The 26532-nt window shown below is 70.4% G+C and carries 24 protein-coding genes and 5 pseudogenes; 20 read left to right on the top strand and 9 right to left on the bottom strand.

The window, feature by feature from the left end:
* Window positions 1-167: 167 nt before the first annotated feature.
* Window positions 168-596, bottom strand: coding sequence for a hypothetical protein (locus tag ACWDYJ_RS21800; RefSeq protein WP_451567234.1), 429 nt, complete (start codon window positions 594-596; stop codon window positions 168-170).
* 494 nt (window positions 597-1090) lie between these two features.
* Here ACWDYJ_RS21800 and ACWDYJ_RS21795 point away from each other — a divergent pair, with 494 nt between their 5' ends.
* The 3 genes from ACWDYJ_RS21795 to ACWDYJ_RS21785 all read left to right on the top strand — a co-directional run bounded on the left by ACWDYJ_RS21795 (window position 1091) and on the right by ACWDYJ_RS21785 (window position 3291).
* Complete coding sequence (locus tag ACWDYJ_RS21795) at window positions 1091-1465, top strand: VOC family protein (protein ID WP_451567233.1); 375 nt, start codon at window positions 1091-1093, stop codon at window positions 1463-1465.
* Window positions 1466-1800: 335 nt separating this feature from the next.
* The gene (locus tag ACWDYJ_RS21790; protein ID WP_451567232.1) at window positions 1801-2232 is read left to right on the top strand and encodes an NfeD family protein; all 432 of its coding nucleotides are present in this window, start codon (window positions 1801-1803) and stop codon (window positions 2230-2232) included.
* A gap of 3 nt (window positions 2233-2235) precedes the next feature.
* Complete coding sequence (locus ACWDYJ_RS21785; RefSeq protein ID WP_451567231.1) at window positions 2236-3291, top strand: SPFH domain-containing protein; 1056 nt, start codon at window positions 2236-2238, stop codon at window positions 3289-3291.
* A gap of 42 nt (window positions 3292-3333) precedes the next feature.
* Here ACWDYJ_RS21785 and mhpA read toward each other — a convergent pair.
* The 3 pseudogenes from mhpA to ACWDYJ_RS21770 form a co-directional block, all read right to left on the bottom strand.
* A pseudogene (gene mhpA / locus ACWDYJ_RS21780) lies at window positions 3334-4846 on the bottom strand (bifunctional 3-(3-hydroxy-phenyl)propionate/3-hydroxycinnamic acid hydroxylase MhpA); the annotation flags it as partial.
* Window positions 4804-4968: pseudogene (locus tag ACWDYJ_RS21775) on the bottom strand (fumarylacetoacetate hydrolase family protein); the annotation flags it as partial. The pseudogenes mhpA and ACWDYJ_RS21775, both read right to left, overlap by 43 nt.
* 30 nt (window positions 4969-4998) lie before the next feature.
* Window positions 4999-6178 (bottom strand): annotated as a pseudogene (locus ACWDYJ_RS21770) (VOC family protein).
* Here ACWDYJ_RS21770 and ACWDYJ_RS21765 point away from each other — a divergent pair.
* Both ACWDYJ_RS21765 and ACWDYJ_RS21760 read left to right on the top strand, forming a co-directional pair.
* A pseudogene (locus tag ACWDYJ_RS21765) lies at window positions 6133-6540 on the top strand (TetR/AcrR family transcriptional regulator); the annotation flags it as partial. The pseudogenes ACWDYJ_RS21770 and ACWDYJ_RS21765 overlap by 46 nt on opposite strands.
* A 15-nt stretch (window positions 6541-6555) precedes the next feature.
* Window positions 6556-6710 (top strand): annotated as a pseudogene (locus tag ACWDYJ_RS21760) (TetR/AcrR family transcriptional regulator); the annotation flags it as partial.
* Between the two features lie 104 nt (window positions 6711-6814).
* Here ACWDYJ_RS21760 and ACWDYJ_RS21755 read toward each other — a convergent pair.
* Window positions 6815-7198, bottom strand: coding sequence for a VOC family protein (locus tag ACWDYJ_RS21755; protein ID WP_451567230.1), 384 nt, complete (start codon window positions 7196-7198; stop codon window positions 6815-6817).
* Window positions 7199-7398: 200 nt separating this feature from the next.
* Between ACWDYJ_RS21755 and ACWDYJ_RS21750 the strand changes: the two genes are divergently transcribed.
* Window positions 7399-7743, top strand: a complete 345-nt coding sequence (locus tag ACWDYJ_RS21750; RefSeq protein WP_451567229.1) for a thioredoxin domain-containing protein — start codon at window positions 7399-7401, stop codon at window positions 7741-7743.
* 43 nt (window positions 7744-7786) lie between these two features.
* Window positions 7787-8845 carry a VWA domain-containing protein gene (locus ACWDYJ_RS21745; RefSeq protein WP_451567228.1) on the top strand — a complete coding sequence of 353 codons (1059 nt, stop codon included), beginning with the start codon at window positions 7787-7789 and terminating at the stop codon, window positions 8843-8845.
* A gap of 157 nt (window positions 8846-9002) precedes the next feature.
* Here ACWDYJ_RS21745 and ACWDYJ_RS21740 read toward each other — a convergent pair whose 3' ends face one another.
* Window positions 9003-9347, bottom strand: coding sequence for a peptidase inhibitor family I36 protein (locus tag ACWDYJ_RS21740; protein ID WP_451567227.1), 345 nt, complete (start codon window positions 9345-9347; stop codon window positions 9003-9005).
* Window positions 9348-10503: 1156 nt separating this feature from the next.
* Here ACWDYJ_RS21740 and ACWDYJ_RS21735 point away from each other — a divergent pair.
* Window positions 10504-11895, top strand: a complete 1392-nt coding sequence (locus tag ACWDYJ_RS21735; RefSeq protein ID WP_451567226.1) for a (2,3-dihydroxybenzoyl)adenylate synthase — start codon at window positions 10504-10506, stop codon at window positions 11893-11895.
* A gap of 183 nt (window positions 11896-12078) precedes the next feature.
* The gene (locus ACWDYJ_RS21730; RefSeq protein ID WP_451567225.1) at window positions 12079-12303 is read left to right on the top strand and encodes a hypothetical protein; all 225 of its coding nucleotides are present in this window, start codon (window positions 12079-12081) and stop codon (window positions 12301-12303) included.
* Between the two features lie 80 nt (window positions 12304-12383).
* On the opposite strand, the gene ACWDYJ_RS21725 is transcribed toward ACWDYJ_RS21730, so the two are convergent.
* Complete coding sequence (locus tag ACWDYJ_RS21725; protein WP_451567224.1) at window positions 12384-12614, bottom strand: hypothetical protein; 231 nt, start codon at window positions 12612-12614, stop codon at window positions 12384-12386.
* A 284-nt stretch (window positions 12615-12898) separates the two neighbouring features.
* Here ACWDYJ_RS21725 and ACWDYJ_RS21720 point away from each other — a divergent pair, with 284 nt between their 5' ends.
* The 3 genes from ACWDYJ_RS21720 (at window position 12899) to ACWDYJ_RS21710 (ending at window position 15346) form a co-directional block, all read left to right on the top strand.
* A complete protein-coding gene (locus ACWDYJ_RS21720) occupies window positions 12899-13564 on the top strand; it encodes a DUF4142 domain-containing protein (protein WP_451567223.1) in 666 nt (221 codons plus the stop codon).
* Window positions 13565-13705: 141 nt separating this feature from the next.
* Window positions 13706-14251, top strand: a complete 546-nt coding sequence (locus ACWDYJ_RS21715; RefSeq protein WP_451567222.1) for an AAA family ATPase — start codon at window positions 13706-13708, stop codon at window positions 14249-14251.
* Window positions 14252-14569: 318 nt separating this feature from the next.
* Window positions 14570-15346: a helix-turn-helix domain-containing protein gene (locus ACWDYJ_RS21710; protein ID WP_451567221.1), complete on the top strand. Its 777-nt coding sequence runs from the start codon at window positions 14570-14572 to the stop codon at window positions 15344-15346.
* Here ACWDYJ_RS21710 and ACWDYJ_RS21705 read toward each other — a convergent pair.
* Both ACWDYJ_RS21705 and ACWDYJ_RS21700 read right to left on the bottom strand, forming a co-directional pair.
* The gene (locus ACWDYJ_RS21705) at window positions 15256-16068 is read right to left on the bottom strand and encodes an SDR family oxidoreductase (RefSeq protein ID WP_451567270.1); all 813 of its coding nucleotides are present in this window, start codon (window positions 16066-16068) and stop codon (window positions 15256-15258) included. The two genes, ACWDYJ_RS21710 and ACWDYJ_RS21705, sit on opposite strands and share 91 nt — an antisense overlap.
* Window positions 16069-16453: 385 nt before the next feature.
* Window positions 16454-16876 carry a CBS domain-containing protein gene (locus tag ACWDYJ_RS21700; RefSeq protein WP_451567220.1) on the bottom strand — a complete coding sequence of 141 codons (423 nt, stop codon included), beginning with the start codon at window positions 16874-16876 and terminating at the stop codon, window positions 16454-16456.
* Between the two features lie 194 nt (window positions 16877-17070).
* Here ACWDYJ_RS21700 and ACWDYJ_RS21695 point away from each other — a divergent pair, with 194 nt between their 5' ends.
* From ACWDYJ_RS21695 to ACWDYJ_RS21660, 8 genes are all read left to right on the top strand, one after another.
* Window positions 17071-18495: a lipase maturation factor family protein gene (locus ACWDYJ_RS21695; RefSeq protein ID WP_451567219.1), complete on the top strand. Its 1425-nt coding sequence runs from the start codon at window positions 17071-17073 to the stop codon at window positions 18493-18495.
* A gap of 286 nt (window positions 18496-18781) precedes the next feature.
* Window positions 18782-20101 carry a discoidin domain-containing protein gene (locus tag ACWDYJ_RS21690; RefSeq protein ID WP_451567218.1) on the top strand — a complete coding sequence of 440 codons (1320 nt, stop codon included), beginning with the start codon at window positions 18782-18784 and terminating at the stop codon, window positions 20099-20101.
* Complete coding sequence (locus tag ACWDYJ_RS21685; protein WP_451567217.1) at window positions 20101-21333, top strand: MFS transporter; 1233 nt, start codon at window positions 20101-20103, stop codon at window positions 21331-21333. The genes ACWDYJ_RS21690 and ACWDYJ_RS21685 overlap by 1 nt, the downstream gene beginning before the upstream one ends.
* Entirely contained in the window at window positions 21330-22319 is a 990-nt protein-coding gene (locus ACWDYJ_RS21680) for a hypothetical protein (protein WP_451567216.1), read from the top strand. Before ACWDYJ_RS21685 ends, ACWDYJ_RS21680 begins: the two co-directional genes overlap by 4 nt.
* Window positions 22320-22545: 226 nt before the next feature.
* Window positions 22546-23304, top strand: coding sequence for an ABC transporter substrate-binding protein (locus ACWDYJ_RS21675; RefSeq protein ID WP_451567269.1), 759 nt, complete (start codon window positions 22546-22548; stop codon window positions 23302-23304).
* Complete coding sequence (locus ACWDYJ_RS21670; protein ID WP_451567215.1) at window positions 23301-24101, top strand: amino acid ABC transporter permease; 801 nt, start codon at window positions 23301-23303, stop codon at window positions 24099-24101. Before ACWDYJ_RS21675 ends, ACWDYJ_RS21670 begins: the two co-directional genes overlap by 4 nt.
* A gap of 7 nt (window positions 24102-24108) precedes the next feature.
* Window positions 24109-24921, top strand: a complete 813-nt coding sequence (locus ACWDYJ_RS21665; protein WP_451567214.1) for an amino acid ABC transporter ATP-binding protein — start codon at window positions 24109-24111, stop codon at window positions 24919-24921.
* A gap of 131 nt (window positions 24922-25052) precedes the next feature.
* Entirely contained in the window at window positions 25053-26483 is a 1431-nt protein-coding gene (locus ACWDYJ_RS21660) for a 3-hydroxybutyrate oligomer hydrolase family protein (RefSeq protein WP_451567213.1), read from the top strand.
* The last annotated feature ends 49 nt before the right edge of the window (window positions 26484-26532 follow it).

The raw sequence follows: 26532 nt of genomic DNA, 5'->3' as shown, positions 1-26532 counted from the left end.
CGTATCATCCGTCCGCTGGGCGGCGGCCACGCGTGAGCAGGTTTCTTCCCACGGTAGGTCGGTTCCCCTGGGGAAGCTACCGCCCCCGACCTGGCTACCGCACTCCTCACCGCGGCATCCGCGCCTCTGTGACCGCACAGGTCCGAAGCACCAGCCAGCCCGCAGGTCTAGCGGAGGTTCGTGCGTTTGCCGAACCACTTCGAGCGGCGATGTCCCGTACCGCGTGCGGCGCTCGGGTCTTCGCCGAGGGACTGGTCGGTTTGCGCGCGGGCGGCATCCCGCTGCTGGATGAGGTCGTCGCGTTCGCGGTCCACCACCGCGCTCTCCCGCCTTGAAACGCCAGAGCCCTGGCGCGCGAGCCGACCGCGGCGCGAAGCTCGGCGGGCCGCCGTCAGAAGAAGCACCAGTCCTAGGAGGGCGGCAGCACCAACGGCAATCCCGTAGAGGAAGAGCGCGCCGGTGGAGCTGGTCACGTGGTAGCCGAAGACGGAAAAGTCGTTGGTGAGCTCGTGGGCGCTGCCCAGGTTGCCGATGACACCGGCCACGGCGATGATCAGCGCGGCGATCAGGATGATGAGTCCGAGGATGAGAATCATGAAGCACTCCCTGCTTCGTCTCCCCGCTTGCGCAAACGCGCGCTGTGCCGGCGGACGGGCCGCCAGTCGCTGCGCTCTTACCCTGGAAGAGGGACTGCAACCAAGACCGGCTGTTCGCCGGCATCCGGCCTTCAGGCTCTCCAGGGACGGCCCGGCGTACTGCTCCGAGCCCGTGTGCGGTGAGGGCAGCCTGCGCAGCCGCCGGGCGCTCGTGCGGAGGCGATGTGCGGAGCAGGATGAGCAGTTGCTGGGAAGGACGCGGCCATGTCGTCGATGACGAGGGCGAGTTGGCGCGGGGCTGGTTGTGCTGCCGGCCGTGGTGGTTGAGCGGGCGGCGTTCGCGTAGCGGATGGCGGATCCCGCTGCCGCCTCCCCTTTCGGTGAAGCCCGGCGGCGGTCCGGCCTACCGCCGCGCGTGCCCGCCGTCGCGGCGGGTACGCCCCCTCCCGTACAGGGGCGTCGCGGAAGCGGCCGAAGAGCGAGGGGTGTCGGAAGTGATTCGAAAGTTGCAGGCGATCGCGCTGGACTGCGCTGATCCGGTACGGCTCGCGGAGTTCTACGCGGATCTGCTCGGCGGCCGGGTGGTCGCGGATCCGGAGGATCCCGACTGGGTCGAGGTGCACGGGTTCGAGGGGACGCCGCTGGCCTGCCAGCGGGTGGACGGCTACCGACCGCCCGAATGGCCCGGCCAGCAGCGCCCGCAGCAGCTCCACCTGGACTTCGACGTGGACGACCTCGACGGGGAGGAGAAGCGGGCGCTCACCCTCGGAGCGACCGTGCTGGAGCGGACGGACCAGCTCCGCCCGGAGGCGAACTGGCGGGTCTACGCGGACCCGGCCGGCCATCCGTTCTGCCTCTGCCTCCACTGAGTCCACCGGCCCCGTACGGGGGGACGTCGCTCGCGATGAGGTCGGCCAGGGCACGGGCAGCCCACACCGGCCCTCTCGCCCGCCTGACTCCGCAACCTCGGCGTCACCCTCCGATCCTCTGGACGTACCGACCGCCGAGGCTGCCATTACCGACGATCGCCTACTCGAAGGCCGCTGACTGACGTGTGTCAGTACCCGTGAAGCCGCCCCTCCGGCCTGTCCTTCTACGGTGCTCGTGAAGGAGCTCCGATTTCAGGAAAAGGGTAAAATCGCCTTAAAGGTGGATTTGCTTGCCTGAGGTGCCTTCGTCAAGCCGTCGCGGCCAGGAGGGTGCAATGGATCCGTGGCTGATGTGGCTGATCGCCGCAGCGGTGTTGGCTGTGGCGGAGATCTTCACTCTCACTGCCGCGCTCGGGATGCTGGCCGGTGCCGCGTTGGTCACGGCGGGGTTCGCGGCAGCCGGGGTTCCACCGCTTGTGCAGTTTCTGGTGTTCACCGTCGTCGCTACGCTGAGTGTGCTGTTCGTGCGCCCCATTGCGGTGCGCCACCTGCTCCAGCCTCAGGCGGAGCGGTTCGGCACGGACGCACTGGTCGGCAAGGCCGCCTATGTCGTCTCGGAGGTGACCGGCCTGGGTGGCAGGGTCCGCATCGGAGGCGAGGAATGGACGGCTCGCGCCTATGACGAGACGCTGGTGATTCCCCCTGGAACGACGGTCGACGTCGTGGAGATCAGCGGCGCCACCGCCCTCGTCTACCCCCGGGAGTGAGCCATGGAAGTCTCGGCGTTGCTGGTGGCCGGCGTGATCGTCGCGGTCATCGCAGTCTTCACCGTGGTGCGGGCGGTGCGCATCGTGCCGCAAGCGCGCGCTCGCAATGTCGAGCGTCTCGGCCGCTACCGCCGCACGCTGAAGCCGGGTCTGAACCTCGTCATTCCGTACATTGACCGCGTCTATTCGGAGATCGACCTACGGGAACAGGTCGTCTCGTTCAGGCCGCAGCCGGTCATCACCGAGGACAATCTCGTCGTGGAGATCGACACCGTCCTGTACTTCCAGGTCACGGACCCGCGAGCCGCCGCCTATGAGATCGCGGATTTCCTCCAGGGTGTCGAACAGCTCACCGTCACCACGCTGCGCAACGTCGTGGGCTCCATGGATCTGGAAAAGACGCTCACCTCGCGCGACACCATCAACAACCAGCTCCGGGGCGTACTGGACGAGGCCACCGGCAAGTGGGGCCTGCGAGTGAACCGGGTGGAGATCAAGGCCATCGACCCTCCGCAGTCCATCAAGGACGCGATGGAGAAGCAGATGCGTGCCGAGCGCGACAAGCGGGCGGCGATTCTCGGGGCGGAGGGGCAGCGGCAGTCGCAGATCCTCACCGCCGAAGGCGACAAACAGGCTGCGGTTCTGCGGGCGGAGGGCAACCGTACCGCTGAGATCCTGAAGGCCGAGGGCCAGTCCCGGGCCATCGACGAGGTGTTCCAGGCCGTGCACCGCAACGACCCCGACCCCAAGCTCCTCGCCTACCAGTACCTGCAAATGCTGCCTCAGCTCGCCCAGGGGCCCGGCAGTTCCTTCTGGGTGATCCCCAGCGAGGTCACTTCCGCACTTCAGGGTGTGTCCCGAGCCTTCAGCGAGGTGCTGCCCCAGTCGCCGGCCACCCGGGAGACGTCCCCGGACGACAGAGCCGCCGCCCAGGCCGCCGATGATGCGGCGCGGGCCGCCGAGGCCGCCGCCGAGGCCCTCGCCGACGCGGCCGAGGCCGACGCCCGCCCCTCACTTCCCCTCGGCCACGGCCGTCAGGGAGCGCAGGGCACGGAGTAGGCGCGCATGACCTGGGCTCGCTGCGGTCGGTCACACCGTTGTTCATTGCGTCGTGCCCCTCAACAGGGCTTTATCAACGGTCTGTTGGGGAGGCGAAGGGCTTCGTGTGGTGTGCAGTAGGGACGCCCAGCCGGCGGTGTCCGTGAAGTCGTGGCCCCGCCGGCCGGGACGACGTCAGCGACGACACGGTCGGGGCGCAGCAGCACGGCGTCCGCCCGTCCCTCGCGCAGCCAGTCGGCGAGGCGGCCGTCGTCGCCGAGGCCGGTGACCGGGATGGTGCGGGCGCCGAGCCCATGGGCGACCGCCCGCAGCGAAGGTGAGAGGGGAGCGGCGGTCAGGACGGCGACGGAGTCGCCGAGCACGTCGTCGAGGCGGGCGCGCCGCCCCTCGGTGGTCACCCACGGCTGCGGGCAGAAGCGGCCCACGAGACCGCGGCCGCCCAGGGGGAACCTTCCACGCGCGCCCAGCGCGCTGTGGGGGAGGGCACGACGGCGTACGAGTGGACCTGCGGCCACGGCGGGACTGAGGTCGCGCCCTGCCGCCGTGGTGAGGCCGGGGATGCGGCAGGCCGCGCCCAGGACTCCGCGCCGGATGGCGGCGGCGCCGTCCTGGCCGCCGGTCATGGCCCGGCCCATCGCGACCGCGAGGCGGATCACATGCCGGGCGTGCGGTTTGCGTTCGCTCTCATAGGTCTTCAACAGCCGCTCGTCCGCGCCCTGCTGGAGGACACGCGCCAGCTTCCATGTGACGTTGTAGGCGTCGCGCAGGCCGGCACACAGGCCCTGCCCGACGAACGGCGGGGTGAGGTGGGCGGCGTCGCCGAGGAGGAACACCCGGCCGCGGTGCCACCGGTCGGCGATGCGGGCTCGGAAGGTGTACCGCGCCTGTCGCACCACGTCGAAGTCGGCGCCGCATGCCAGGTCCACCCAGGGGGCGATCAGCTCACGCAGCCGCTCGTGGTCCAGTTCCGATGCGTCCCGCAGCCGGAACTCCCACCGGTAGCGGTCCTCGCCGATACGCATGAAGGTCGCCGGCCGGCTTGGGCCGCAGACCTGATCGACGCCTTCCCAGCTGCGGACCTCGAGGCTGGTGCGCACGTCGATGACGGTCCAGCGTTCCTCGAAGCGCAGGTCCTCCCACTGGGCGCCGATGGCGTCGCGGGTCACGCTGTTGGCGCCGTCGCAGCCGAGGACCGCGTCCGCCCGTATGACGTGTTCGCCCTCGTCGTACCGGTACATCCACGGACCGGCCCGTCGGCGTCCTGCTCGACGCCGACGACCTCGACCCCGCTGCGCAGCTCGCACTCCGGGCGCCGGGCCAGGGCGTCCCGCAGCAGTCGTTCCAACTCGGGCTGGTCGAACATGCTGGTCTGCGGGAATCCGTGCGGTCCCTGCGAATCGCGCGGGAACTCGGCCATCACCCGGTGGCGGGCGTCCAGCAGCCGCAGCCCCCGCGCGGGGCGGGCGATCGCGGCGAACTCGTCCTGGATGCCTGCGGCCTGGAGGATCCGGCGCACCTCGTCGTCGGTGGCGACGGCGCGGGGCAGGGGGTAGATGCGACAGCGGCGCGGTCGGCCAGCAGCTCGGCGGTGGTGACGGCCTTGGTCTCGATACGGACGGCGCGCGCGTCGCGCACCACCCACCAGCCGTCGGCGGTACGCAGGACGTTGGTGCTCATGTCATTACCTCATCGGGGGGGGTGGGGGCGTCAGGAGTTCGCGGCCTTGAGCAGGCCCAGCAGGCGGGCCTGGTCCATCTCGTTGTCGCCGCGCAGGGCCTGGATGACGTCGCGGACCCTTTGCGGGGAGGGGCCGGCGCCGAGGAAGTCGCGGGTGGCCGGCGGCCCCCACTGGGCGAGGCCGCTCGTGGACATGGGCGCCCAGCCGGGTTGGACGTCGCAGGAGAAGAGATCGCCGTCGGCGAAGTGCTCCAGCATGAAGTGGTCGGGGTCGCGCCAGTAGTCGAAGAGCTGGCTGCCCTGGATGTGCCGGCCGATACCCCAACTGCGCTTGTAGCCGCGCTCGGCCAGGTACTCTCCGCCGGCGGCGATCGAATCCAGGTCGGTGACCTGGTAGGTCGGAGTGGACGTAGCCGTTGCCCGGCCCCAGGTGCATGGCCAGCGTGTGATGGTCCACCGCCACACTGCCCTGGTCGCAGCGCACGAAAGCCATCGTCGGGCCACGGTCGCGCTGCCCGTCCAGGAACAGGAAGTCGGACACGATCATCCCGAGGGTGTCGAGGTACCAGTCCAGGGCGCGGGCGAACACCCTCGTCTCCAGCACCACATGACCCAGGTGCTGGATCCGCGACGGTTCACGCGGCGGACGCTGGGTGACATTCGTACGACGGCGATCGGTGCCGAAGTTGAGGAGCAGCGGCTGCTGCTCGGGCAGCGTCGGCAGTTCCTCGCCGCAGTGCACCACGCGCACGGGGAAGCCCGACGGGTCGAGCAGGCTCACGACCTTGCCGCCGCCCGGGACGTCCGCGTCCTTTACGTCCGTCCCGGTCGCCCGTGCGAGCCGGTCCAGGTCGGTCCGCTCGGCGGCACGGAACACCGGACCGATGAAGCGGGAGGTGCGACCACGCCGGATCACCATGCAGGGCGAGCCCGCGAAGGTACCGCGCAGCCAGAGCTCGCGCTCGGTACGGGCGGCGATCCCGAAGCCGAAGTCACGGGCGAAGACGTCCGCCCGGTCCAGGTCGGGCTTCTCGAACTCCAGCCAGGCCAGGTCAGCCACCTTGATCACCGGGTTGCGGGACCGTCCGGGGCGCTCGCCCCGTAGGGCGCCGTGTTCGCTGTGGAGGTCCTGGTGGGCCGTCCTGGCGTCCGTGACGCCGACTGGGCCACACCTTCGACGAGCACCTGGAGGGCATCGACGACCCCGCAGAACTCGTCGCGGCGGGCTTCCGCCTCAGTGCGCGCCTGGCCGACACCCGACCCGCACTGATGCAGGTCCTGCGCCACCGCGGACTCGGGCACGTCCACTCCGACTCGGGCCTTGCCCCGCGCGCCCTGCGTGACCTCGACGTCGGCATCGCCTCCGGTCGCTTCACCATCGCCGACCCGACCGTCGCGCTGACCGCCCTGGGCGGCTCCCTGCTGGCGCTGGTGGAGCTGCGGTTCGCCCGCCCGGAACTCGACGGCGACGAGGCCGCGTCGAACCTGGCCGAGATGCTGCTGCGCATGCTGGGCGTCCCCCCGGAGGACGCGCGCGAAGTCGCCCGGCGCCCACTGCCCGACCTCGGCTGATGAGGGTGAGGGCCCATGACCAGGCCCGTCATCCGCGAACCGATCCGACGCGACTCTCGCTCCAACCGGCCCGCATCCTCGCCACCGCCCGGCAGGGGCTCGGCCGGAACCCCGACGTGACGCCGGAGGAGATCGCGCGGGCCGTCGGCGTGGTCCGCCGTACGCTCTTCCGACAAGCTCGCCGTCCGCTACGAAGCGACCGTTCTCGTCGCGGGCAGCGACGAGTGGCTGTGACCAGCTGTCGTACGAAACCGGCCAGGACGGCGCGTCAGCGTCAGGAGTTCATGGCGGCTCGGTCGGACTCGCTGCGCAGAACGCAGAATTCGTTGCCTTCCGGATCAGCAAGGATTGCCCAGCCTGAGCCATCAGAATTCCGGTGATCAGCGACAAAGGTGGCACCGAGGCCCAGCAGCCGGTCCACCTCCTGATCGCGCGAGGTCTCGGGGCGCAAGCACAGATGGATCCGATTCTTGATCGTCTTAGCCTCGGGCACCTGGTTGAAGTACAGCACTGGGCCCTCCGCCAGCAGCACCTGAGTCTCCCGGTCACCCGGTCTGACATCCGGACGCATCGGACGGCCCGTCACACTGCTCCAGAACCGGGCCAGCTCATAGGCATCCGCACAGTCAATCGCCACGTTCTGCAATACCGAAACCATGCGCCCCAGCCTTCCTGACTTCCACTCCAGACGACCTCATCATGCAGGCGAACAAGCCCACCGCGTGAGAAGTCGCGAAGAAGGCGAAGCTGGTCAAGCCGAACAACACGACCGGTGAGGACGGCACAACAGCCCTGCTGGGCAAGGCCGACGCCAGGAAGACCTGAAGATCTACTAGGACGCGCAAGTACCTGATCGAGGTGGCCGACCAGGTGCCTGCGCTGAAGGACAACGGGTCGTTACGGAAGGCGGTCGAGGACGGCATCTGCGACCGCTGGGCGCTGGAGATCTCCAAGAAGTTCGACGAGAACAAGGACGGCGTCGAGGGTACGCCGTCCTTCGTCATCGACGGCAAGAAGCTGACCGATGCCGAGGGCAAGAACGGGCCCATGACCGTGGCCGGGTACAACGCCGCGATCGACAAGGCTCAGGCTGCGGGTACAGCCTGGCGGAGGCCAGCGAACGGTAGGCCTCCCGCTGACGGTCTGCCGCTGGGGCGGGCGGGTGATCGTCCGTCAAGCTCCGTTGTCAGTGCCTCCCCATAGTGTGGAGACATCACTCGGGGAGCCTCGGAGAAGGAGCAGAAGCGTGTCCGCCAACAAGATCCAGCACAAGGTGAATCACGTCGCGCTGGTAGTGGACTGTTCGGGTTCCATGCGTCAGCACCAGAGCCAACTCATCCGCGTCGTGGACGAGTTCGTGGCGGGCTTGAAGGCCGAGTCGGACAGCCTCGGTCACGAGACCCGGATCAGCCTCTACTCCTTCGACCACAAGGTGGAGAACCTGGTCTGGGACATGGACGTGAAGCATCTGCCGTCCATGCGGGGTCTGTACAAGGTCAACAATGGCGCTACGGCCCTCATCGAAGCCTCTCTGAAGTCCCTGGACGACCTGGGCCACATCTGGGAGGCGTACGGCGAGCACAGTTTCCTCCAGATCGTGGTGACGGACGGCGAGGAGAACGCCTCCGGCGGCGACAGGCGGCACGACGGCGACATGGCCATCCTCGGCCCCTGGCTCGACAGGATCGCGGCGAAGATAGGTGCGCTTCCGGGCCACTGGACTTCCGCGATCCTCGTTCCGAACTCCCTGGCGAAGCGAACCGCCCAGAACTACGGCTTCCCGGCCGGAAACATCGCCATCTGGGATGCGGATTCCCAGAAAGGTGTCGAGGAGGCGATCGGTACCGTGCGCGCTGCCGCCACCAGCTTCCTCCGTGGCCGCGAGCAGGGCGTGCGCGGCACGAAGAACCTGTTCGCGGTCGGCCAGGACATATCGGTCGACGACGTGCGGGCGAACCTCGAACCGGTCCCGGCGGACAAGTACCGACTCCTGAAGGTCGACACGGAGGTCGAGATCCGATCCTTCGTTGATTCGCATCCGGGCGTGACGTACGAACGCGGATCGTGTTACTACCAGCTGGGCACCCGCGTTCAGGTTCAGCCCGACAAGGAAGTCATCGTGGTCGAGAAGGACACTGACCGCGCATACACGGGTGACGCGGCACGCAGTCTTCTGTTCGGCACGGGTATCCAGGGGACCGTCTCCGTGAAGGCGGGGCGCAATCCCAAGTTGGAGGTGTACGTGCAGAGTCGTTCGGTGAACAGGAAGCTCAAGCCGAAGACGCGTCTGCTCATCATGCTCTGAAATTCATGAGAAGGGCGTAGAGCGGGTGGCCCAGGGCCAGTTGGGGAGATCGGCCAGTCTCGTGGACCTCACCCGATGTCGGTTCGGATCGTGGCGGCGAGGACGCTCGCCGAGGTGCAGGGCATGGGGCCCCGGTCCCGACCGGACGCGCCGACCGTCAGCAGGTGTTGCCGACCGCGTCGATCTTCCCGCCGAACCGGCCCTGGTAGTTGGAGGCGTAGTCGCCGACTCGTACCGGACGGCAGTCCTTGCCGGTCGCCCAGTCGATGAAAGCGCCGGTCCTGTTGGCCCGGAAGGAGCCGACGTGGTCCACGAATTTGCTCGGCAGGTCCACGTAACCGCCGCGCCACACGTACACGTCGCCGGTCCCGTCCTGGAAGCGCCACAGACAGATGGCGTTGCTCGGGCACGCGGGCAGGGCCTGCGCCGCGGTGGGAGAGCCGAGAGTGGCCAGGACGACCATCCCGGCAACGAGCAGAGTCCGGACGGTACGTGCCCTCATGTGTCTCTCCTTCGCGGCGTCGTTCCCCCATCGTCCACGCACATGCGTGCATGGGGGAAGACGGCCTGCCCGCACGCACCGTCCGACGGGCTCACGAGCGAGGCCCTCGGCTGACGTACGACATTCGAAGCTCTGGAGTTGCTCAAGTGGGGTTGGTCCGGCGACCGGGCGGGGGATCGCCCTGACACGGACGGAACGGGACCGGAACGCGGAGCGGGGGTAGAGGACATGGAGTTCCTGGTGATCCTGGGGTTCATCTTCATCGTGCTGATCGTGGCGGCGATGGGGGGAAGCGGTGGGTCGTCGCGCAAGCAGGGGCGCAAGGGTTCGCGGAGCGACGGCGGTGGGGGTGGTTGCGGGGGCGGCGGCTCCTCATGCGGAGGCGGAGGAGGCGGAGGAGGCGGAGGAGGCGGCGGCGGCGGCGGAGGCGACTGACGTCCGACGTCCGACGTCCGACGTGGGCCGGCGCGGGACCGCGTACTCGAGGACGCGGCCACCCACGGTGCAGCCGAGCAGATGGAGAACCGATCCTGCCTCGACCGCTATGAGCTTGCGAACGGGCTCCGACTCGGGGCTTCGATGGCCTCGAAGACCGCCAGCGCCTTCCGCCAGCATGCACGCGCGGGGTCCGCGTGGCCCATCGCGTGTAGCGCCTTTCCAAGGACGACGAGGAGGGTGGCCCGGCGCCACTCGGCGGCGGATGCCGCGCAGTGCGATGGCCTGCTCGGCGTGCGAGGCGTTCGGCGTGGGCCGGTGCGCGGCCGGATGAATCTCGGCCGGGGCGCGGTGTCCGGCCGGAAGTGCGTCACGTCCGCCCACAGCGGCTGGTGGCTGTCTTGGAACAGCGAGAGGGCCTCGGTGAGCTGGGCCTTGGCTTCGTCCAGCGGGCCGACCTGGTCAGCGCTCACCATTCCTCCTGGTCAGCGGCGCTCATTGGTCTTTCTGCCGATGCAATTCAGCCTCCATGGTTGGGAAAGCACATTGCGTGCAGGGGGGTTGACAGATTGGATTGCCAGGTCAAGACAGCGGGTTGCTCCCCGGCGTTGAGAAGGGAGCGATATGAGAACCGGCCGGCCCGACTGTCGGCGAGAGCCCGGCTCCTCCTGGAGGTCGCCGTTGTGAGGGACCGGCCCTCAACTGGTACAGAAGGAAGCGAATGACCTCCATACTCGACGGCTGCACGCCCTGGCCCGAGGAGTTCGTCGACCGCTACTGGGCGGCCGGGCACTGGCGTGGCAACACGCTGGACAACCTGCTGCGCGGCTGGGCCCTGCAGTACGGACCGCGGACCGCGCTCGTGCACGGCGGCACCCGCATCACGTACGCGGCCCTGAACCGGCGCGTGGACCGCATGGCCGCCGGATTCCGGCTGCGCGGCATCCGGCCCGGGCAACGGGTCGTCGTCCAGCTGCCGAACGTTCCCGAGTTCGTCATCACCGTGTTCGCGCTGATGCGCGCCGGCGCGGTCCCCGTGTTCTGCCTGGTCTCGCACCGCGCGTCCGCGGTGTCCCACCTCGTGAGGGTCACCCAGGCCGTCGGCTACGTCGGTCCCTCGACGTACCAGGGCTTCGACCACACGGCGATGGCCGCGGACATCGCGGCCCGAGGGCCCTTCCTGCGGCGGGTGTTCACCCTTGAGGCGCCGGGCGCCTCGTCCCCGTACGGCGGCCTTACGACCGACCCGTCGGGCTGCCACTACAGCCCGCTGGGCTCCATCGACGCCCCGCCCGAGCGGGCGCTTGCCCAGAGCGCCGACCAGGTGGCGTTCTTCCTGCTCTCCGCTGGTACCACCGCGGCGCCGCCCAAGCTCATTCCGCGCACCCACAACGACTACGCCTACCAGGCGCGGGCCGCCGCTGAGCTGGTGTCGCTCACCGAGAACGACGTGTATCTCGCCGCGCTGCCCGCCCAGTCCAACTTCACGTTCGGCTGCCCCGGCATCATCGGCACCCTCTCCGTCGGCGGCACCGTCGTCCTGGTCGAGAACCCGGGCCCCGCCGAATGCTTTGCGGTCATCGGACGAGAGCGGGTCACCATCACGTCGCTGGTGCCAGCCGTCGCCCAGCTCTGGCTCGAAGCACTTCCCACGGCCCAGGCCGACTTGAGCAGTCTGCGTCTCGCACAGATCGGCGGCGCGCCCTTGCCCCGGGCGACCGCCGAACGGATAGGCCCCGAACTGGGCTGTCGTCTGCAGCAGGTCTTCGGCATGGCTGAGGGGCTGCTCACTCTCACCCGGCCCGCCGATCCGGACGAGACCGTGCTCACCACGCGGGGCCGCCCGCTCTCGCCCGACGATGAGATCCGCATCGTCGACGCCGACGGCAAGGACGTGCCCGACGGGGAGCCCGGCGAACTCCTCGCCCGCGGTCCGTACACCCCGCGAGGCTACTACCGGGCACCCGACCACAACGCCCGCTCCTTCACCGCCGACGGCTACTTCCGCACCGGCGACCTCGCGCGGCGCACCGTGGACGGCAACCTGGTGGCGACCGGCCGCCTCGAGGACGTCCCGCGGCGGGCTGACCACGAAGATCCATCTGGCCAGTGACGGGCAGGCCCGGCCCGCCGGCCGCCGGCCTTCACGATCACCGCCCGGGCAAATCGTTGCCGACAAGGGCTGTGATCGTCGTCGACAACGCGTCCGCCGGCGGCACCGGCCAGGCTGTCGCGGCGCGCCGTCCATACGCCGTACATCGCCTTCTGCGACGGCGATTCATGGTGGGAACCCGGCTTGCTGTCCCGCGCAGCCGATCTGCCGGACCGCTGCCAGCGGCTCGGCGCCATCACGGCGCGCATCCTCGTCGAGCTGGGCGGGCGGGAAGGCCCGACCGTGGCCGAGCTGCGCGATTCACCCATCGGCGGGCCCGCGTGGCTGCCGGGGCCGTCGCTGGGCGGCGAAATGGAACTGCTCGCCACGCATCTCGCGACACCGGGCCGGTGGCCGGCGTACGGGTGAGAATTTCGGGCTTCGGCAGTCTTCGCCGCGACGCCAGGCCATGCCAGGCCACGCCATGCTCCGCTGCCGCTGTCGGCGGCTCATGTCTCCCCCCGCTGCTCCAATGACGTACTCACCACATACTCCGCCTCATGAGCGGCCTTCGACATGCCCGGCACGAGGAAATCAGTGCCGCGAGACTCCACCTCCCTTTCGAGTCGTTCTTGCCATTGCGCGGCCAGCTCCCGCTGTCGGCCGACCGCCTCCCGTTCCACGCGCGCCCGGCTTTCAGGCGAGAGCGCTTCCAGGAAATCCTTCAGGGTTTCGTCCATGACATCCGTCCTCGCGTCCGCGTACGACAGGATGCTTCCCCAGCTGAGCGGTGATCACCAGGCAGTCGTGGGGCCTGCTCCGGTCGCGGGAGCATCCGGCCGCGACTGCTCGCCGGCCGTCCTCAGGGGGGCCCACTGCCGGGCCGCATGATTCGGCTGTTGTGGTGAACGTGAGTCCGAGGGAGTGGCGACGGCGTGTCTGCGCGGAAGGGATGGTCCTCGGGTGCCACGAGGCGCCCGTTTCGGCTGCGTGCCGCGATGCTTGCACGCGCTAAGGAGCAGAGATGCCGAACCGACTGGTGGCCACCGCCGCCCTCATAGCCGCCGCCACTTTCCTGGGCGCGCCCAGCGCGTCCGCCACCGAGCAGGACACCGCTTTCGTGAAGGCGGCGCACCAAGGCAATCTGGCGGAGGTCGCGGCCGGAAGCGACGCGCAGAAGCACGCGACGACGGCCTGCGTGAAGGGCGTCGGCGCTGTGCTGGTCCGCGACCACACCAAGCTCGACGCCGGTCTGAAGACGCTGGCCGCCAAGCTGAACGCCACCCTGCCGAGCTCCCCAACCGCGGAGCAGCAGAAGAAGCTCGCCGCCGTGCAGGCCAAGGCCGGGACGGCCGCCTATGACGCCGCATGGCTTTCCGACCAGGACGCCGCCCACACCGAGGCGCTGGCCTTGATCGACCGCGAGATCTCGACGGGCGGCAACGCCGACGCCGTCGCCGCCGCACGAGCCGCCCGCCCCGTGGTGGAAACGCACCACGACATGGTCCGGGGCGGCACCTGCCGGCACGGGAAGGAAGCCGCCACGATCAGCGCGGGGAGCGGCGGTCACCTCGCCGCGGACCACGACCGCCGCGCCACGATCGGAATCGTCAGCCTTGTCGGCGGAGGCGTCCTGACCGCCGGCGTGACCTTCTTGCTCGCCCGCCGCCGCCACACCGGCGCCCGCTGACGCCATGCGCGGTCGGCGCGTCATGACCACCGGCACGGCCGTGATCGGCTGCCTGGCGCTGGCGGGAGGCTGGGCACTCCCCGGCAGCCCTCACCCCAGAGCGGTTGCATCCGTCCGCCGACGGCGTGTCATCGTGGCCGTATGGCGAAAGCAGTGGATGTGGCCGTGCTCGTCGGGCTCCAGGCGTCCGGGAAGTCGACCTTCTACGAGCAGCGTCTGTCCGGCCAGTACGAGCTGGTGAGCAAGGACCGGTTCCCGCGGGGTGCCCGCAACAAGCAGCAGCGGCAGATGCGGCTGGTGGGGGAGCTCCTGGCCGCCGGGCGGCCGGTGGCGGTGGACAACACCAACCCGTCACCGGAGGAGTGGGCCCCGCTCGTCGAACTGGCCCACGCCCACGGTGCCACCGTGACGGCGTACTGGTTCCCGCCGGACGCGGCCGGCTCGCTGCGGCGCAACGCCGCCCGTGGGGGCCACGACCGCGTCCCGGACGTCGGCGTCCTGGCCACGCTGAAGCGGCTGCGCAAGCCCTCGCCGGCGGATGGCTTCGACGTGGTGCACGCGGTGCGGTTCGACGGTCGCGGCGGCTTCGAGGTACGGCCTGAGCCACCGCGCAGCCGTACCGGAAGCGGCGCCGGCGAAGCCGACCCGGAACTGGAGGCACGGGAGGAACCGCTTCTGGGATCGTGAGGTCAGTCGGCGGACTCCGTGGCCGCACCGGCGTGCCCGCCGGATACGAGCCGGGTGCGGGATGCCGGGGCCTGCCCCTCCCTCACACGGCGGCCGCCTGCACCGCGGATCTCTCTGAGATGCTGATGCTTGACCTGGAAGTGGTGCAGGGGCCGAGGTGCACCGGCTGATCAGGGGGCTGGGCCGGCGCTGGGCGCCCGTCGCCACGGGAGGGGAGAGGGTATGCCGGTGGTCGGAAGCACAGGCGTGGCCGGTCGGGGAGTCCAGGTGACTCGGGTGGGTGATCGGTGGCGGGTGACCCGGCCGTGGCCTGCCCAGTTGCGCCCGATCGTGCACAGCTATGCCGGCTACTGGGAGGCGGCGGCCTCGCCCTATCGGGTGCGGCTCGTTCCCACGGGTCGAGCCGTCGTGGTGATCAGCCTGGGGGAGCCGTTCGCGCAAGTGCGCCGGCTGGGGGACGCGAGCCCGAACAGCCAGGTGACCGGCTCGCTGGTCGTGGGTCTGGAGGACGGGCCCCGGGTGTGTGACCATCCCGGTGGGCAGGAGGCGATTCGGCTCGAGTTGACCCCACTGGGCGCCTTCCGGCTGTTCGCCGTGCCGATGAGCGAGTTGACCAACAGGGTGGTCGAGCTGCGCGACGTCCTCGGCCCCGAGGCCGGAGTGCTGGTGGAGCAACTGGCAGCCACCAGCGACTGGGGAGCCCGGTTCGACCTGCTGGACCTCGCGTTGTCGGCCCGGCTCGAGCGTGGCCCGCATCCCGCGCCCGAGGTGAGCCACGCCTGGCGACTGCTGTCCCGCGCCGGCGGGGCGATCCCGGTCGGCCGGATCGCGGCCGAAGTGGGCTGGAGCCAGGGGTACTTGATCCGCCGGTTCACCGAACAGATCGGCCTGACACCCAAGATGTCCGCCCGGGTACTGCGCTTCCATCGGGCCGTGAGGCTGCTCACCGGCGAGGGTGCGCATCTCACTGAAGTGACCGCTGCCTGTGGCTTTTACGACCAGGCTCACCTCAACCGCGAGTTCCGTGCTCTGGCCGAGACCACTCCCGGCCAGATGGCCGCCGCCCGCGTGGCGGAGGGAGCCCTCGCCCTGTGAGAGGCGAGGTCAAATTTGTCCAAGCCAGGCCGTCTGCACGTCGATAGTGTCCCCGTTCGTAGTCGATCAGGCACCCGAGCACGTGCACGCCTCTGCCGTGAGAAGAAGAGATCTTCAACCGGTCGCTGGGGGCGGACTGAGCAACGGTGAACCTGGCTGAGAGGGGAGTACTCGATGGAAGACCTGCTGCGCATCCTCGTGGCCGGCGCGCTCACGGGCGGCTTGATCGGTTTGGCGGGGGCCCTCGGCCGACGCGGCCGCAGGCGTCGAGAGGGCGGTGACAGGACCGGCCGCTGACGTTCCGCTCGCGGCCGGGTCGCGTCGGGGACACCGCCCTCGTGCGCTGCCGGCCTTCGGCGGCGGTGCTCAGCCGGAGGCGTTCGTCGGCGGTGATGTGGAAGGTGCGGTTGACGGTGTCGCGCCGGCGGGGGAGCGCGACCACGGCTTGGCGCACATGGTTCGACGGGGACGGGGACGGGGACGAGGTCGAAGGACGGGCCGCCCCCTGGCCGGCGCCGACCCGGCTTCGGCACATGCCTTGAGCAGCAGACAGAAGCAAAGCAGTCTGCGCTCTGGCGGACGCCGGTTCCGGTGTCCGCGCCGATCCGGGAGGGCCGGTGCACGGACAGGGGAAGGCCGCGCGCGGCCGCCCGTGCGACGGGCCACTCGGCCACCCACTTGCTCTGGGCGTAGCCGTGCCGGAGCCGATCCGGTCCGGGCAGCGGAGCACCGGGGTGGACGAGCGGGTCGCCGCCCGGTTCGGGGCGTCCACGTTCACGGCCTTCAGCCGGGCAGAGGAGTACGCCTCGCGCGCCGGTGCGGCCTTACGGTTCGGTGACGTCAGCCTGCGGTGTTCCGTAGCCGGACGGGCACGGCGTGGCCGTCACCAAGGGCGCGGCGCGGTGCGGGGCGGTACGGCGGACCCGCGATCTCGGACTAGGACTCGACGCCGTCGCACCCATTTCTGCTATCCGGCCTCATCGCGTAGACGGTCCGGCGCCAGTACGGTGATGCGGCCCCGGCCCAGCCGCAGCACGCCCGGCGAGCTGGGCGTACCGGTGGGGTGGACGGTGAGCGCGACGCACGTCAGGTGGCGGACGGCCGAGGTCAGGAGTCGGGCTCCGCTGCCGAGATCGCCGATAGAGCGGAGCCCGGATCCTGTTCGACCGCGAGATCACCGAGGGTGACGACGCCGACGAGTTCGCCCTCCTCGGTTACCACGGGCAGCCGCCGCAGAGCGTGTCGGCGCATGAGATCGACGGCGTGGCCGACGTCATCGCCGGGCCGGACGGTGACCGGCTCGGTCGTGCAGACGGCGTGCACCGTCGTGTCGGCGGGGTCCTTGTTCTCCGCGATGGCGCGTATGACGAGGTCCCGGTCGGTCAGGATGCCGCGCAGCCGACCCTCGTCGACCACGAGGACGTCCCCGATGTCGGCGTCACGCATCACCCGGGCCGCCTCCGCCAGCGACGTCAGCTTCTCGACGGTCACCGGATGCGCGGTCATCACCTCGTGGACTTGCCGGACCATGGCTCCTCCTGCCGCCGGTAGCCGTTCCTACGGGGCGGCTACCCCCACCCGCCGACCGTAAGCCGCCCGGCCCTGCCGTCGGCCGGCGGAATGACTGGCCGATCGGTGGGCAAGCGCCACCACAGAAGCGGATGCGGAGGGGAGGCCGCGGGCGTGCGTGCCCACGGCCCCACGTCCCCACCGGGAGTGCTGCTGTGGAGTGGTTCACCGACGACAGTTACTGGCTGGGCAGGCTGGTGTTCCAGCGCGGCCTGGCAGCCCTGTACTTCGTCGCCTTCCTGAGCTCCGCCAACCAGTTCCGGGCGCTCATCGGTGAGCGCGGGATGCTGCCCGTGCCGAATTTCGTGGCGGCCGTGCCGTTTCGCCGGTCGCCCAGCATCTTCCACCTCCACTACTCGGACCGGTTCTTCGCGATCATCGCGTGGACGGGCGTGGCGCTCTCGGCCGCCCTGGTGGCCGGGGCGGCCGACCGGGTGCCGCTGTGGGGGTCCATGCTCCTGTGGGCGCTGCTGTGGGTGCTGTACCTGTCCATCGTCAACGTCGGGCAGACCTGGTACGCCTTCATGTGGGAGTCGCTGCTGCTGGAAGCGGGCTTCCTGGCGATCTTCCTGGGCAACGAGGACACGGCGCCCCCGGTCCTGGTGCTGTGGATGCTGCGCTGGCTGCTGTTCCGTCTGGAGTTCGGCGCCGGGCTGATCAAGGTACGCGGCGACCCGTGCTGGCGTGACCTGACCTGCCTCTACTACCACCACGAGACCCAGCCCATGCCGGGCCCGCTCAGCTGGTTCTTCCACCACCTGCCGCGGCCCCTGCACCGGGTCGAGACCGCCGCGAACCACGTCGCCCAGCTCGGCGTCCCGGTGGCTCTGTTCGCTCCGCAACCGGTCGCGAGCGTGGCCGCGGGCGTCATCGTCGTCACGCAGCTGTGGCTCGTGGCGTCCGGCAACTTCGCCTGGCTCAACTGGCTGACCCTGCTCCTCGCGTTCACCGTGATCGACGGGGTCCGGGCCGCCGAAGCCCTGCCACTGCCCGAGCCACCCGGCTTCGCCGCCCCACCCGCGTGGTACCAGGGCATCGTGCTGACGGTCACCGCGGTGGTGGCCGTGCTCAGCTACTGGCCGGTACGGAACCTCTTCTCGCGCCACCAGGTAATGAACTCCTCCTTCAATCCGTTCCACCTGGTCAACACCTACGGCGCCTTCGGCAGCGTCGGCCGCGTCCGGCACGAGGTGGTGATCGAAGGCACCGACGAGCAGGAGATCGCCGACGACACGGTGTGGAAGGAGTACGGCTTCAAGGCCAAACCAGGAGACCCGCGCCATCTGCCGCCGCAGGTGGCCCCGTACCACCTGCGCCTCGACTGGCTGATGTGGTTCGCGGCGATCTCACCCGCCTACGCGAGGCCCTGGTTCGGATCGTTCATCGCCAAGCTCCTGGACAACGACCCGGCCACCCTCAAGCTCCTGCGGCACAACCCCTTCCCCGCCTCCCCGCCCGCCTGCATCCGCGCTCGCCTCTACCGCTACACGTTCACTGACCGGCGCGAACTGCGAAGCAGCCGGACCTGGTGGCACCGCACGCCCGTGGGCACCTTCCTCCCACCGGTCACGAAGGCATGAGCGGGGCCGCTGCGCTGGTCCCGTCGGTCCAAGTCCACCTGCCACAGCCCCGGTTGGAGTACTGGTAGGAAACCTTCCTATCCACTACGATCCCCGTCGGCGGCTTGGCGCGGTGCCCCTTTCCCCGGGGCATGACGTGCTCAGCGAGAGCTCTGACCCGGCCGCCGTGACGCTGCCCCCTGCCCGCCCGGCTCGGGGGCCGTGTCCCGCACCGGTGTTCCAGCTCTCGCCGTCCCCAAGGCCAGGGAGTCCAGGTATGCGCCTGAATGCCTCAGCTCAACCCCTCATGCCCAGCAGGAGACTTCACCCCCTTCTCATCGCCTTCGCCGCCGTGCTCGCGCTCATCGGCGGGCTGCTGCTCGCCTGGTCCGGACCGGCCGGAGCGGCCGTCGACCCGCTCATCTCACGTGGGAAACCCGCCACCGCCTCGTCCGTCGAGAGTTCCTCCCTCGGCGCAGCGAACGCCTTCGACGGCAACTCCGCGACCCGCTGGGCCAGCGCCGAGGGCAGCGACCCCCAGTGGATCCGGGTCGACCTCGGCGCCACCGCCACCGTCTCGCGGGTCCGGCTGAGCTGGGAGGCCGCCCACGCCAAGGCGTACCGCGTCGAGATGTCCACGGACGGGGCGACGTGGACCCCGATGGCCGACGAGAGGGCCGGCAACGGCGGCGTCGACGACTGGACCGGGCTGTCCGGAAAGGGCAGGTACCTGCGCGTCCACGGCACCGCCCGGGGCACGGCGTACGGCTACTCGCTCCACGAGGTCGAGGTGTACGGCAGCCTCGACGGCGGGACACCCCCGGCAGGCGCCTTCACGGTGGTCGCCGCCGGCGACATCGCCGCCCAGTGCACGGCCTCCGACAGCGGCTGCGCACACCCCAAGACCGCCGCGCTCGCCCAGCGGATCAATCCGAAGTTCTACCTGACGATGGGCGACAACCAGTACGACGACGCCCGGCTCGCCGACTACCGCGCCTACTACGACAAGACCTGGGGCGCCTTCAAGGCGAAGACCCACCCGGTCCCGGGCAACCACGAGACGTACGACCCGGCCGGCCCCCTCGCCGGGTACAAGGCCTACTTCGGGAGCATCGCCTACCCGAAGGGCAAGAGCTACTACAGCTTCGACGAGGGCAACTGGCACTTCATCGCCCTCGACTCCAACTCCTTCGACCAGGCCGCCCAGCTCGACTGGCTCAAGGCCGACCTCGCCGCCAACGGCAAGAAGTGCGTGGCCGCCTACTGGCACCACCCGCTGTTCTCGTCCGGCGGGCACGGCAACGACCCGGTGTCCAAGCCGGTGTGGAAGATCCTGTACGGCGCCAAGGCCGACCTGGTGCTGGGCGGGCACGACCACCACTACGAGCGGTTCGCCCCGCAGGACCCCGAGGGCAGGGCGACCGCCAACGGGATCGTGGAGATCGTCGGAGGGATGGGCGGCGCCGATCCCTACCCCATCGAGGAGGTGCAGCCCAACAGCCAGAAGCGGATCAGCGGTCAATACGGCGTCCTGAAGCTCGATTTCACCGACTCCGGCTACGGCTGGACCTACGTCGCCAGTGACGGGCAGGTCAAGGACACGAGCCCGAAGTACAGCTGCCACTGATGTACCTGGCCAACACCGGCCGCCCGGACGCGCCGCCCCGCCCCGCAGGGGCCGGGCGGCGCGTTCCCGGCACCGTCTTCGCGCTCGGCGCGGTCAGCCTCGTCACCGACGTCTCCTCCGAGATGGTCACGGCGGTGCTGCCGCTCTACCTCGTCCTGGGCCTCGGCCTCTCCCCACTCCAATTCGGTTTCCTCGACGGCCTGTTCAACGGCGCGACGGCGTTCGTACGGCTGCTCGGCGGGCGGCTCGCCGACCGCGGCGGCCGGCACAGGCGGGTCGCCGGGGCCGGCTACCTGCTCTCCGCGCTCTCCCGGCTCGGGCTGCTCCTCGCCGGCGGCGCCACCGCCGGGATCGCCGCCTCGCTCGCCGCGGACCGGCTCGGCAAGGGCATCCGCACCGCCCCGCGCGACGCCCTGATCTCGCTCAGCGGACCGCCGGAGACGCTCGGCCGGGCGTTCGGCGTGCACCGCGCCATGGACACCACGGGCGCGCTCCTCGGGCCGCTCGCCGCGTTCGCCGTGCTGTGGGCGACCGCCGACGCCTACGACGCGGTCTTCGCCGTCAGCTTCTGCACCGGCCTGCTCGGCGTGCTCCTGCTCGTCCTGTACGTCCCGTCCGCGTCCGCGGCACCCGTCCGCGCACGGCCCCTCCCGCGCACGGCACTTCGCGACCCCGCCTTCCGTCGCGTCCTGTACGCAGCCGCCCTGCTCGGCGCCACCACCATCGGCGACGCCTTCCTCTACCTGCTGATCCAGCGCGGTCTCGACCTGCCGCCCGCCCTGTTCCCGCTGCTGCCGCTGGGCGCCGCCGCCGGATACCTGGTGCTCGCCGTACCGGTGGGCCGGATCGCCGACCGGACCGGGCGGCGGCTGCCGTTCCTGCACGGGCACGCCGCCCTGCTCGGCGCGTACGCCGTGCTGCTCGCCCCCGTCGCCTGGCCGACCGTCGTGGCCGTACTGGTCCTGCTGGGCATCTTCTACGCCTGCACGGACGGCGTCCTGATGGCGCTCGCCGGCCCCGTGCTGCCCGCGCACGGCCGGGCCAGCGGGCTCGCGGTGCTGCAGACCGGTCAGGCGCTGGCCCGGCTCGTCGGCGCGGCCGGCTTCGGGGCGGCCTGGACCTACTGGGGCCAAGGGCCCGCGCTGTGGGCGGCGGCGCTCGCGCTGGCCGGGTCCCTGATCGCCGCCTGGCGCGTCCTGCCCGCCTCCGCACCCGCCCCGGAGCAGTCATGAATCCCCGTTCGCCCCGGCTCCGCCTCGCCCTCGTCATCGTCGCCGTGCTCGTTCTCGCGGGCGGCTCGCTGGGCTACGTACTGCACGCCAGGCACCGCGAGAGGCCGCCCCGGCAGGCCGACGCGGCCGTCTCGTTCAGCCTCGCCGAGCCCGGGCTCTACTTCCGGGACTCGGCCACCGGGCTCGTCGCGCGCCGACCCGGTCCAGCGGGTGCGGGCGCGAACGGCGGCCCCTCCTGCGACCGGTTCCACGCGGCGGGGGACCGTGCCCTGTGCCTGCGCGGCCTGCCCGGCATCCCGGCCCGCACCGAGGCCCTCGTACTGGACCGGCAGCTGCGCGAGGTCCGCCGCGTGACCGTCCCCGGCATCCCCAACCGGGCCCGCGTCTCGGCCTCGGGGCAGATGCTGTCCTGGACGACCTTCGCGACCGGCGACTCCTACGCCACCTCCGCCTTCTCCACCCGGACGTCGATCCTGGACCTGCGCACCGGCTACCTGGTCAAATCGATGGAGGAGATCCCGCTGACCGTCGACGGAGCCCGCTACCACGCCCCCGACGTCAACTACTGGGGGGTGACCTTCGCCCGGGACGACAACCGCTTCTACGCCACCGTCTCGACCAGGGGCCGCACCCACCTCGTCGAGGGCGACCTGCGGAACTGGTCGGCGAAGGCGCTGCGTGAGAACGTCGAATGCCCGTCGCTGTCGCCGGACGGCACGCGGATCGCCTTCAAGAAGAAGGTCTCGGACGACCAGACGGCGCCCTGGCGGTTGTACGTCCTCGACCTGGCGGGAATGCGCGAACATCCGCTGGCCGAGTCGCGCGGCGTCGACGACCAGGCCGCCTGGCTGGACGACACGACCGTCGGTTACGCCCTGCCGGGGCAGGGCGGGCGGGCGAGCGACATCTGGTCGGTCCCGGCGGACGGTACGGGCGCGCCCCGCCTGACGGTGCCCGGCGGCTCCTCCCCGGTGGTGGTGAGCTGACCGGGACGCGGGCGTGGCGCGAAACTCCACACCCGATACGCCGCATCGCGAATGGTCCCTCGCCGCATGCCGCACGGGGCTTACGATCGCGACCGACGGTCTCGTCCGTGACCGCCGCCCGCCCCGCACCCCGTGGAGGTCAACCGTGTCCTGGACGGCCGAAGGACAGCGCAGTCACCGCAGCAGTCTCCGGATCCGCGCCGCGGCCGGCGCCGCCGCGGCGGGAATGTTCCTCGTCGTGGGCTGCGCCAACGGCGAGGGGCCGGGGGAGGCGGCCGGAGGCGTACCCGTCGTCGAGAAGGGCAAGCTGACCACCTGCACCCATTTGCCGTACCCGCCGTTCCAGTTCGAGCAGGAGGGCAAGGTCGTCGGTTTCGACGTGGCCCTGATCGACCTGGTGGCGGCCGATCTCAAAGTCGAACAGAAGATCCTCGACACCCCGTTCGAGAACTTCAAGACCGGTGCCTTCCTCAATTCCGGCGAGTGCGACCTCGCCGCGGCCGGTATGACGATCACCGACGAGCGCAAGAAGAACGTCGACTTCAGCGTCCCCTACTTCGACGCCACGCAGGCGCTGCTCGCGACCAGGAAGAGCGGTGTGACCTCGCTCGCCGACGTCAAGACGAAGAAGCTGGGCGCCCAGGCGGAGACCACCGGCGAGAGTTACGCCAAGTCGCAGGGCCTCGACCCGGTCGCCTTCGAGAGCTCGGACGCGGTGCTCAACGGTCTGCGCACCGGCCAGGTCGACGCCGTCGTCATCGACTACCCCGTCGTGCAGGGCTGGCTCAAGGACCCGAAGAACGCCGCCGAGTTCGTCCTCGGCCAGAACATCCAGACCGGTGAGCAGTACGGATTCTCGGTGAAGAAGGGCAACACAGCCCTCCTCGCCGCGATCGACAAGGCGATCACGACAGCAAAGGCCGACGGTACCTACAAGAAGCTCTACGAGCAGTGGATCGGCCCGATGCCCCAGGCCGCCTCGTGACCTCTCGGCTGACGCGGCGCCAGCGGCGCCGCGTCTCGCAGGGCATCCAGTACGCGATCTTCGTGGCCGCACTGGTCCTGCTCGGCTTCTTCGCCGACTGGGACCGGCTGCGCAACCAGTTCGCGCAGACGGACCTGGCCGTCCGGCTCTTCCCGGAGATCATCACCCTCGCCCTGCGCAACACGGTCGTGTACACCGTGTCGGGGTTCGTCTTCGGCCTGGTGCTCGGTCTGGTCATCGCGATGATGCGGCTCTCGTCGGTCGCCCCCTACCGGTGGCTCGCCAGTGTCTACATCGAACTCTTCCGGGGCCTGCCCGCCCTGCTGATCTTCATCTTCGTGGGCGTGGCGGTCCCGCTGGCGTTCCCCGGGACCGAGATCCCCGGCGGTACGTACGGCAAGGTCGCGCTGGGCCTCGGCCTGGTCGCCGCCGCCTACATGGCGGAAACGATCCGGGCGGGCATCCAGGCGGTACCCAAGGGCCAGATGGAAGCGGCCCGCTCGCTGGGCTTCTCGCACGCGCGCGCCATGGTCTCGGTGATCATTCCGCAGGCGTTCCGCATCGTCATCCCCCCTCTCACCAACGAACTCGTCCTGCTGTTCAAGGACTCCTCGCTGGTGCTGTTCCTGGGCGTGACACTGGAGGAGCGGGAACTGACGAAATTCGGCCGGGACCTCGCGAGCCAGACCGCCAACTCCACCCCCATCCTGGTCGCGGGCCTGTGCTACCTCCTCGTGACCGTGCCGCTGAGCTTCGTGGTGCGCCGCCTCGAGGCCCGCGCGGCCAAGGCCACTTGAGGACGAGATGCCACAGAAGAAGACCGAGACGGTGGACACGACGGCCGGCGACCGCCCGGAGATCGAGATCCGCGGACTGCACAAGTCCTTCGGTGACAACCACGTCCTGCGCGGTATCGACCTGGAGATCGCCCGCGGCGAGGTGGTCTGCGTCATCGGCCCGTCCGGCTCCGGCAAATCGACGCTGCTGCGCTGTGTGAACCTGCTGGAGGAGCCGAACGAGGGACAGGTGTTCGTCGGCGGTACGGAGGTCACCGACCTGGATGTCGACATCGACGCGGTGCGCCGCCGTATCGGCATGGTCTTCCAGCAGTTCAATCTGTTTCCGCACGTCAGCGTCACCGGAAACCTCACCCTGCCGCAGCGCCGGGTGCTCGGCAGGGACAAGGAGAAGGCGGCCACCGTGGCCCGGGAGAATCTCGCGCGCGTCGGTCTCGCGGACAAGGCGGACGCCTTTCCGGCGCAGTTGTCCGGCGGCCAGCAGCAGCGGGTGGCGATCGCCCGGGCCCTGTCGATGGGCCCGGAGGTGATGCTCTTCGACGAGCCCACCTCGGCACTCGACCCCGAACTCGTCGGCGAAGTGCTGTCGGTGATGCGGGTACTGGCGGACGAGGGCATGACGATGATGGTCGTCACCCACGAGATGAGCTTCGCCCGCGAAGTGGCCGACCGGGTCGTGTTCATGGACGGCGGCGTGATCGTCGAGCAGGGACCGGCGGCCCAGGTGATCGGCCGTCCGGAGCACGAGCGGACCAGGAACTTCCTCAACCGCATCCTGGACCCCGCGGCGACCCCGGCTCCCGGCTCCGACACCCCGTGAGCCGCGGCGTCCCATGGTGGCGAGCTCCACTGCGACCGCTCCGGCTGTGGTGACGCGCAGCCTCCCGGCGCGTGGTGCGCGGCGGTAGCGTCCGCTGGCCCGACAGCGTTCACGCACCCGGAGGCAGCCCCATGAACAGAGCACATCCCGTCCCAGGCAGGCGGCTACGGTGGGCCGCCGGGGGAGCGGTACTGCTCCTCGTCCTCACCGCGACCCCGGCCGATGCCCTCGCACCCGGCTCCGCGGCCCCCGGGCACTGCGTACGGGCGGACACGCTTCGGGTGCCGGGGGCCGAGCGGCAGCAGGCGGACTGCCTGGACGAGTTGACCACCGCCGGCACCGTCGCGTCCGGCCACACCGACCCCGCCGACTGGGCAGGGCTGACACCGAGGGACTTGAGCACTCCCAGCGGTGTCCCCGGCGTCCAGATCGACGGCTACTTCCCCGACACGTCGAGCACCAACACCAACCACGGCTGGCAGCACGACGCCCAGTTCGTCATACGCCTGCCCGACCGGTGGAACGGGGGCCTGGTGATCGCCGGCTCGCCGGGGGTCCGTGAGCAGTACGCCAACGACCGGGCCATCGGCGACTGGGTGCTCGCCCGGGGCTACGCGTTCGCCGCGACCGACAAGGGCAACACCGGGACGGCCTTCCACCGCGACGGCGCCGAACCCGGCGACGCGGTCGCCGAATGGAACGAGCGGGTCACCCAGCTGACCCGGGCGGCCCGCTCGGTGGTCGCCCAGCGCTATCTGCGGCCGCCGTCGCGCACCCTGGCCACGGGCATCTCCAACGGCGGCTACCTGGTCCGCTGGCAGCTGGAGAACCATCCGGAGCTCTACGACGGGGGAGTGGACTGGGAGGGCCCCCTGTGGCGCACGGAAGGCCCCCACCTGTTCACCTTCCTGCCACCCGCCCTGCGCTCCTACCCGGCCTACGCGGCGGGCGGAGCGGGCGCGGAACCCGCCCGTCAGGAGATGCTCGCGGCCGGCTTCCCGGCGGGCTCGGAGTTCCTGTGGCCCTTCCACCACCAGTACTACTGGGACCTGACCCAGCGGATCTACCGCGAGGAGTTCGACCCCCACTTCGACGGCTCCGTGGAAGCCGGGACGCCGTACTGTCCGTCCGGGACGGCGGGCTGCGACGCCGACTACGACTACGCGGCCCGGCCGGGCGAGGTGCACCGCGCCGTCGAGCGGATCTCGCTGACGGGGCGCATCGGCAGGCCGCTGATCACCTTGCACGGCACCCTCGACGTGCTCCTGCCCATCGGCCCCGACTCGGACGTCTACGCGCGCATGGTCCGTGACGCGGGACGCGGCGGCCTCTTCCGGTACTACCGCGTCGAGGGCGGTACCCACGTCGACTCGCTCTTCGACGTCTTCCCGGACCGGCTCCGGCCGCTCGTCCCCTGCCACCGCTCCGCCTTCACCGCACTGGAGGGCTGGCTCGGACGCGGCCACCAGCCACCGCCCAGCCGCACCCTGCCCAGGCCCGGCGGCGCGGACCGGCACACGCTGCTGACGAGCTGTCCGCTGAAGGGACCCGGCGGGAACTGAAACGCCGACGGGCCGGGGACGAGGCGTACGCCTGAACGGAAGAGCGACG

This window comes from Streptomyces sp. NPDC003042 (assembly GCF_053591315.1).
The sequence above is the reverse complement of the archived record's forward strand: the minus strand, read 5'-3'. Positions and strand labels throughout refer to the sequence as shown.

Bases quoted from the DNA above. Each gene is read 5' to 3' on its own strand.
- ACWDYJ_RS21785 (WP_451567231.1), top strand. From the start codon at position 2,236: ATGGAAGTCTCGGCGTTGCTGGTGGCCGGCGTGATCGTCGCGGTCATC.
- ACWDYJ_RS21800 (WP_451567234.1), bottom strand. From the start codon at position 596: ATGATTCTCATCCTCGGACTCATCATCCTGATCGCCGCGCTGATCATC.
- ACWDYJ_RS21715 (WP_451567222.1), top strand. From the start codon at position 13,706: ATGGCGAAAGCAGTGGATGTGGCCGTGCTCGTCGGGCTCCAGGCGTCC.
- ACWDYJ_RS21720 (WP_451567223.1), top strand. From the start codon at position 12,899: ATGCCGAACCGACTGGTGGCCACCGCCGCCCTCATAGCCGCCGCCACT.
- ACWDYJ_RS21685 (WP_451567217.1), top strand. From the start codon at position 20,101: ATGTACCTGGCCAACACCGGCCGCCCGGACGCGCCGCCCCGCCCCGCA.
- ACWDYJ_RS21665 (WP_451567214.1), top strand. From the start codon at position 24,109: ATGCCACAGAAGAAGACCGAGACGGTGGACACGACGGCCGGCGACCGC.
- ACWDYJ_RS21675 (WP_451567269.1), top strand. From the start codon at position 22,546: ATGTTCCTCGTCGTGGGCTGCGCCAACGGCGAGGGGCCGGGGGAGGCG.
- ACWDYJ_RS21680 (WP_451567216.1), top strand. From the start codon at position 21,330: ATGAATCCCCGTTCGCCCCGGCTCCGCCTCGCCCTCGTCATCGTCGCC.
- ACWDYJ_RS21660 (WP_451567213.1), top strand. From the start codon at position 25,053: ATGAACAGAGCACATCCCGTCCCAGGCAGGCGGCTACGGTGGGCCGCC.
- ACWDYJ_RS21740 (WP_451567227.1), bottom strand. From the start codon at position 9,347: ATGAGGGCACGTACCGTCCGGACTCTGCTCGTTGCCGGGATGGTCGTC.
- ACWDYJ_RS21735 (WP_451567226.1), top strand. From the start codon at position 10,504: ATGACCTCCATACTCGACGGCTGCACGCCCTGGCCCGAGGAGTTCGTC.
- ACWDYJ_RS21755 (WP_451567230.1), bottom strand. From the start codon at position 7,198: ATGGTTTCGGTATTGCAGAACGTGGCGATTGACTGTGCGGATGCCTAT.
- ACWDYJ_RS21725 (WP_451567224.1), bottom strand. From the start codon at position 12,614: ATGGACGAAACCCTGAAGGATTTCCTGGAAGCGCTCTCGCCTGAAAGC.
- ACWDYJ_RS21790 (WP_451567232.1), top strand. From the start codon at position 1,801: ATGGATCCGTGGCTGATGTGGCTGATCGCCGCAGCGGTGTTGGCTGTG.
- ACWDYJ_RS21700 (WP_451567220.1), bottom strand. From the start codon at position 16,876: ATGGTCCGGCAAGTCCACGAGGTGATGACCGCGCATCCGGTGACCGTC.
- ACWDYJ_RS21690 (WP_451567218.1), top strand. From the start codon at position 18,782: ATGCCCAGCAGGAGACTTCACCCCCTTCTCATCGCCTTCGCCGCCGTG.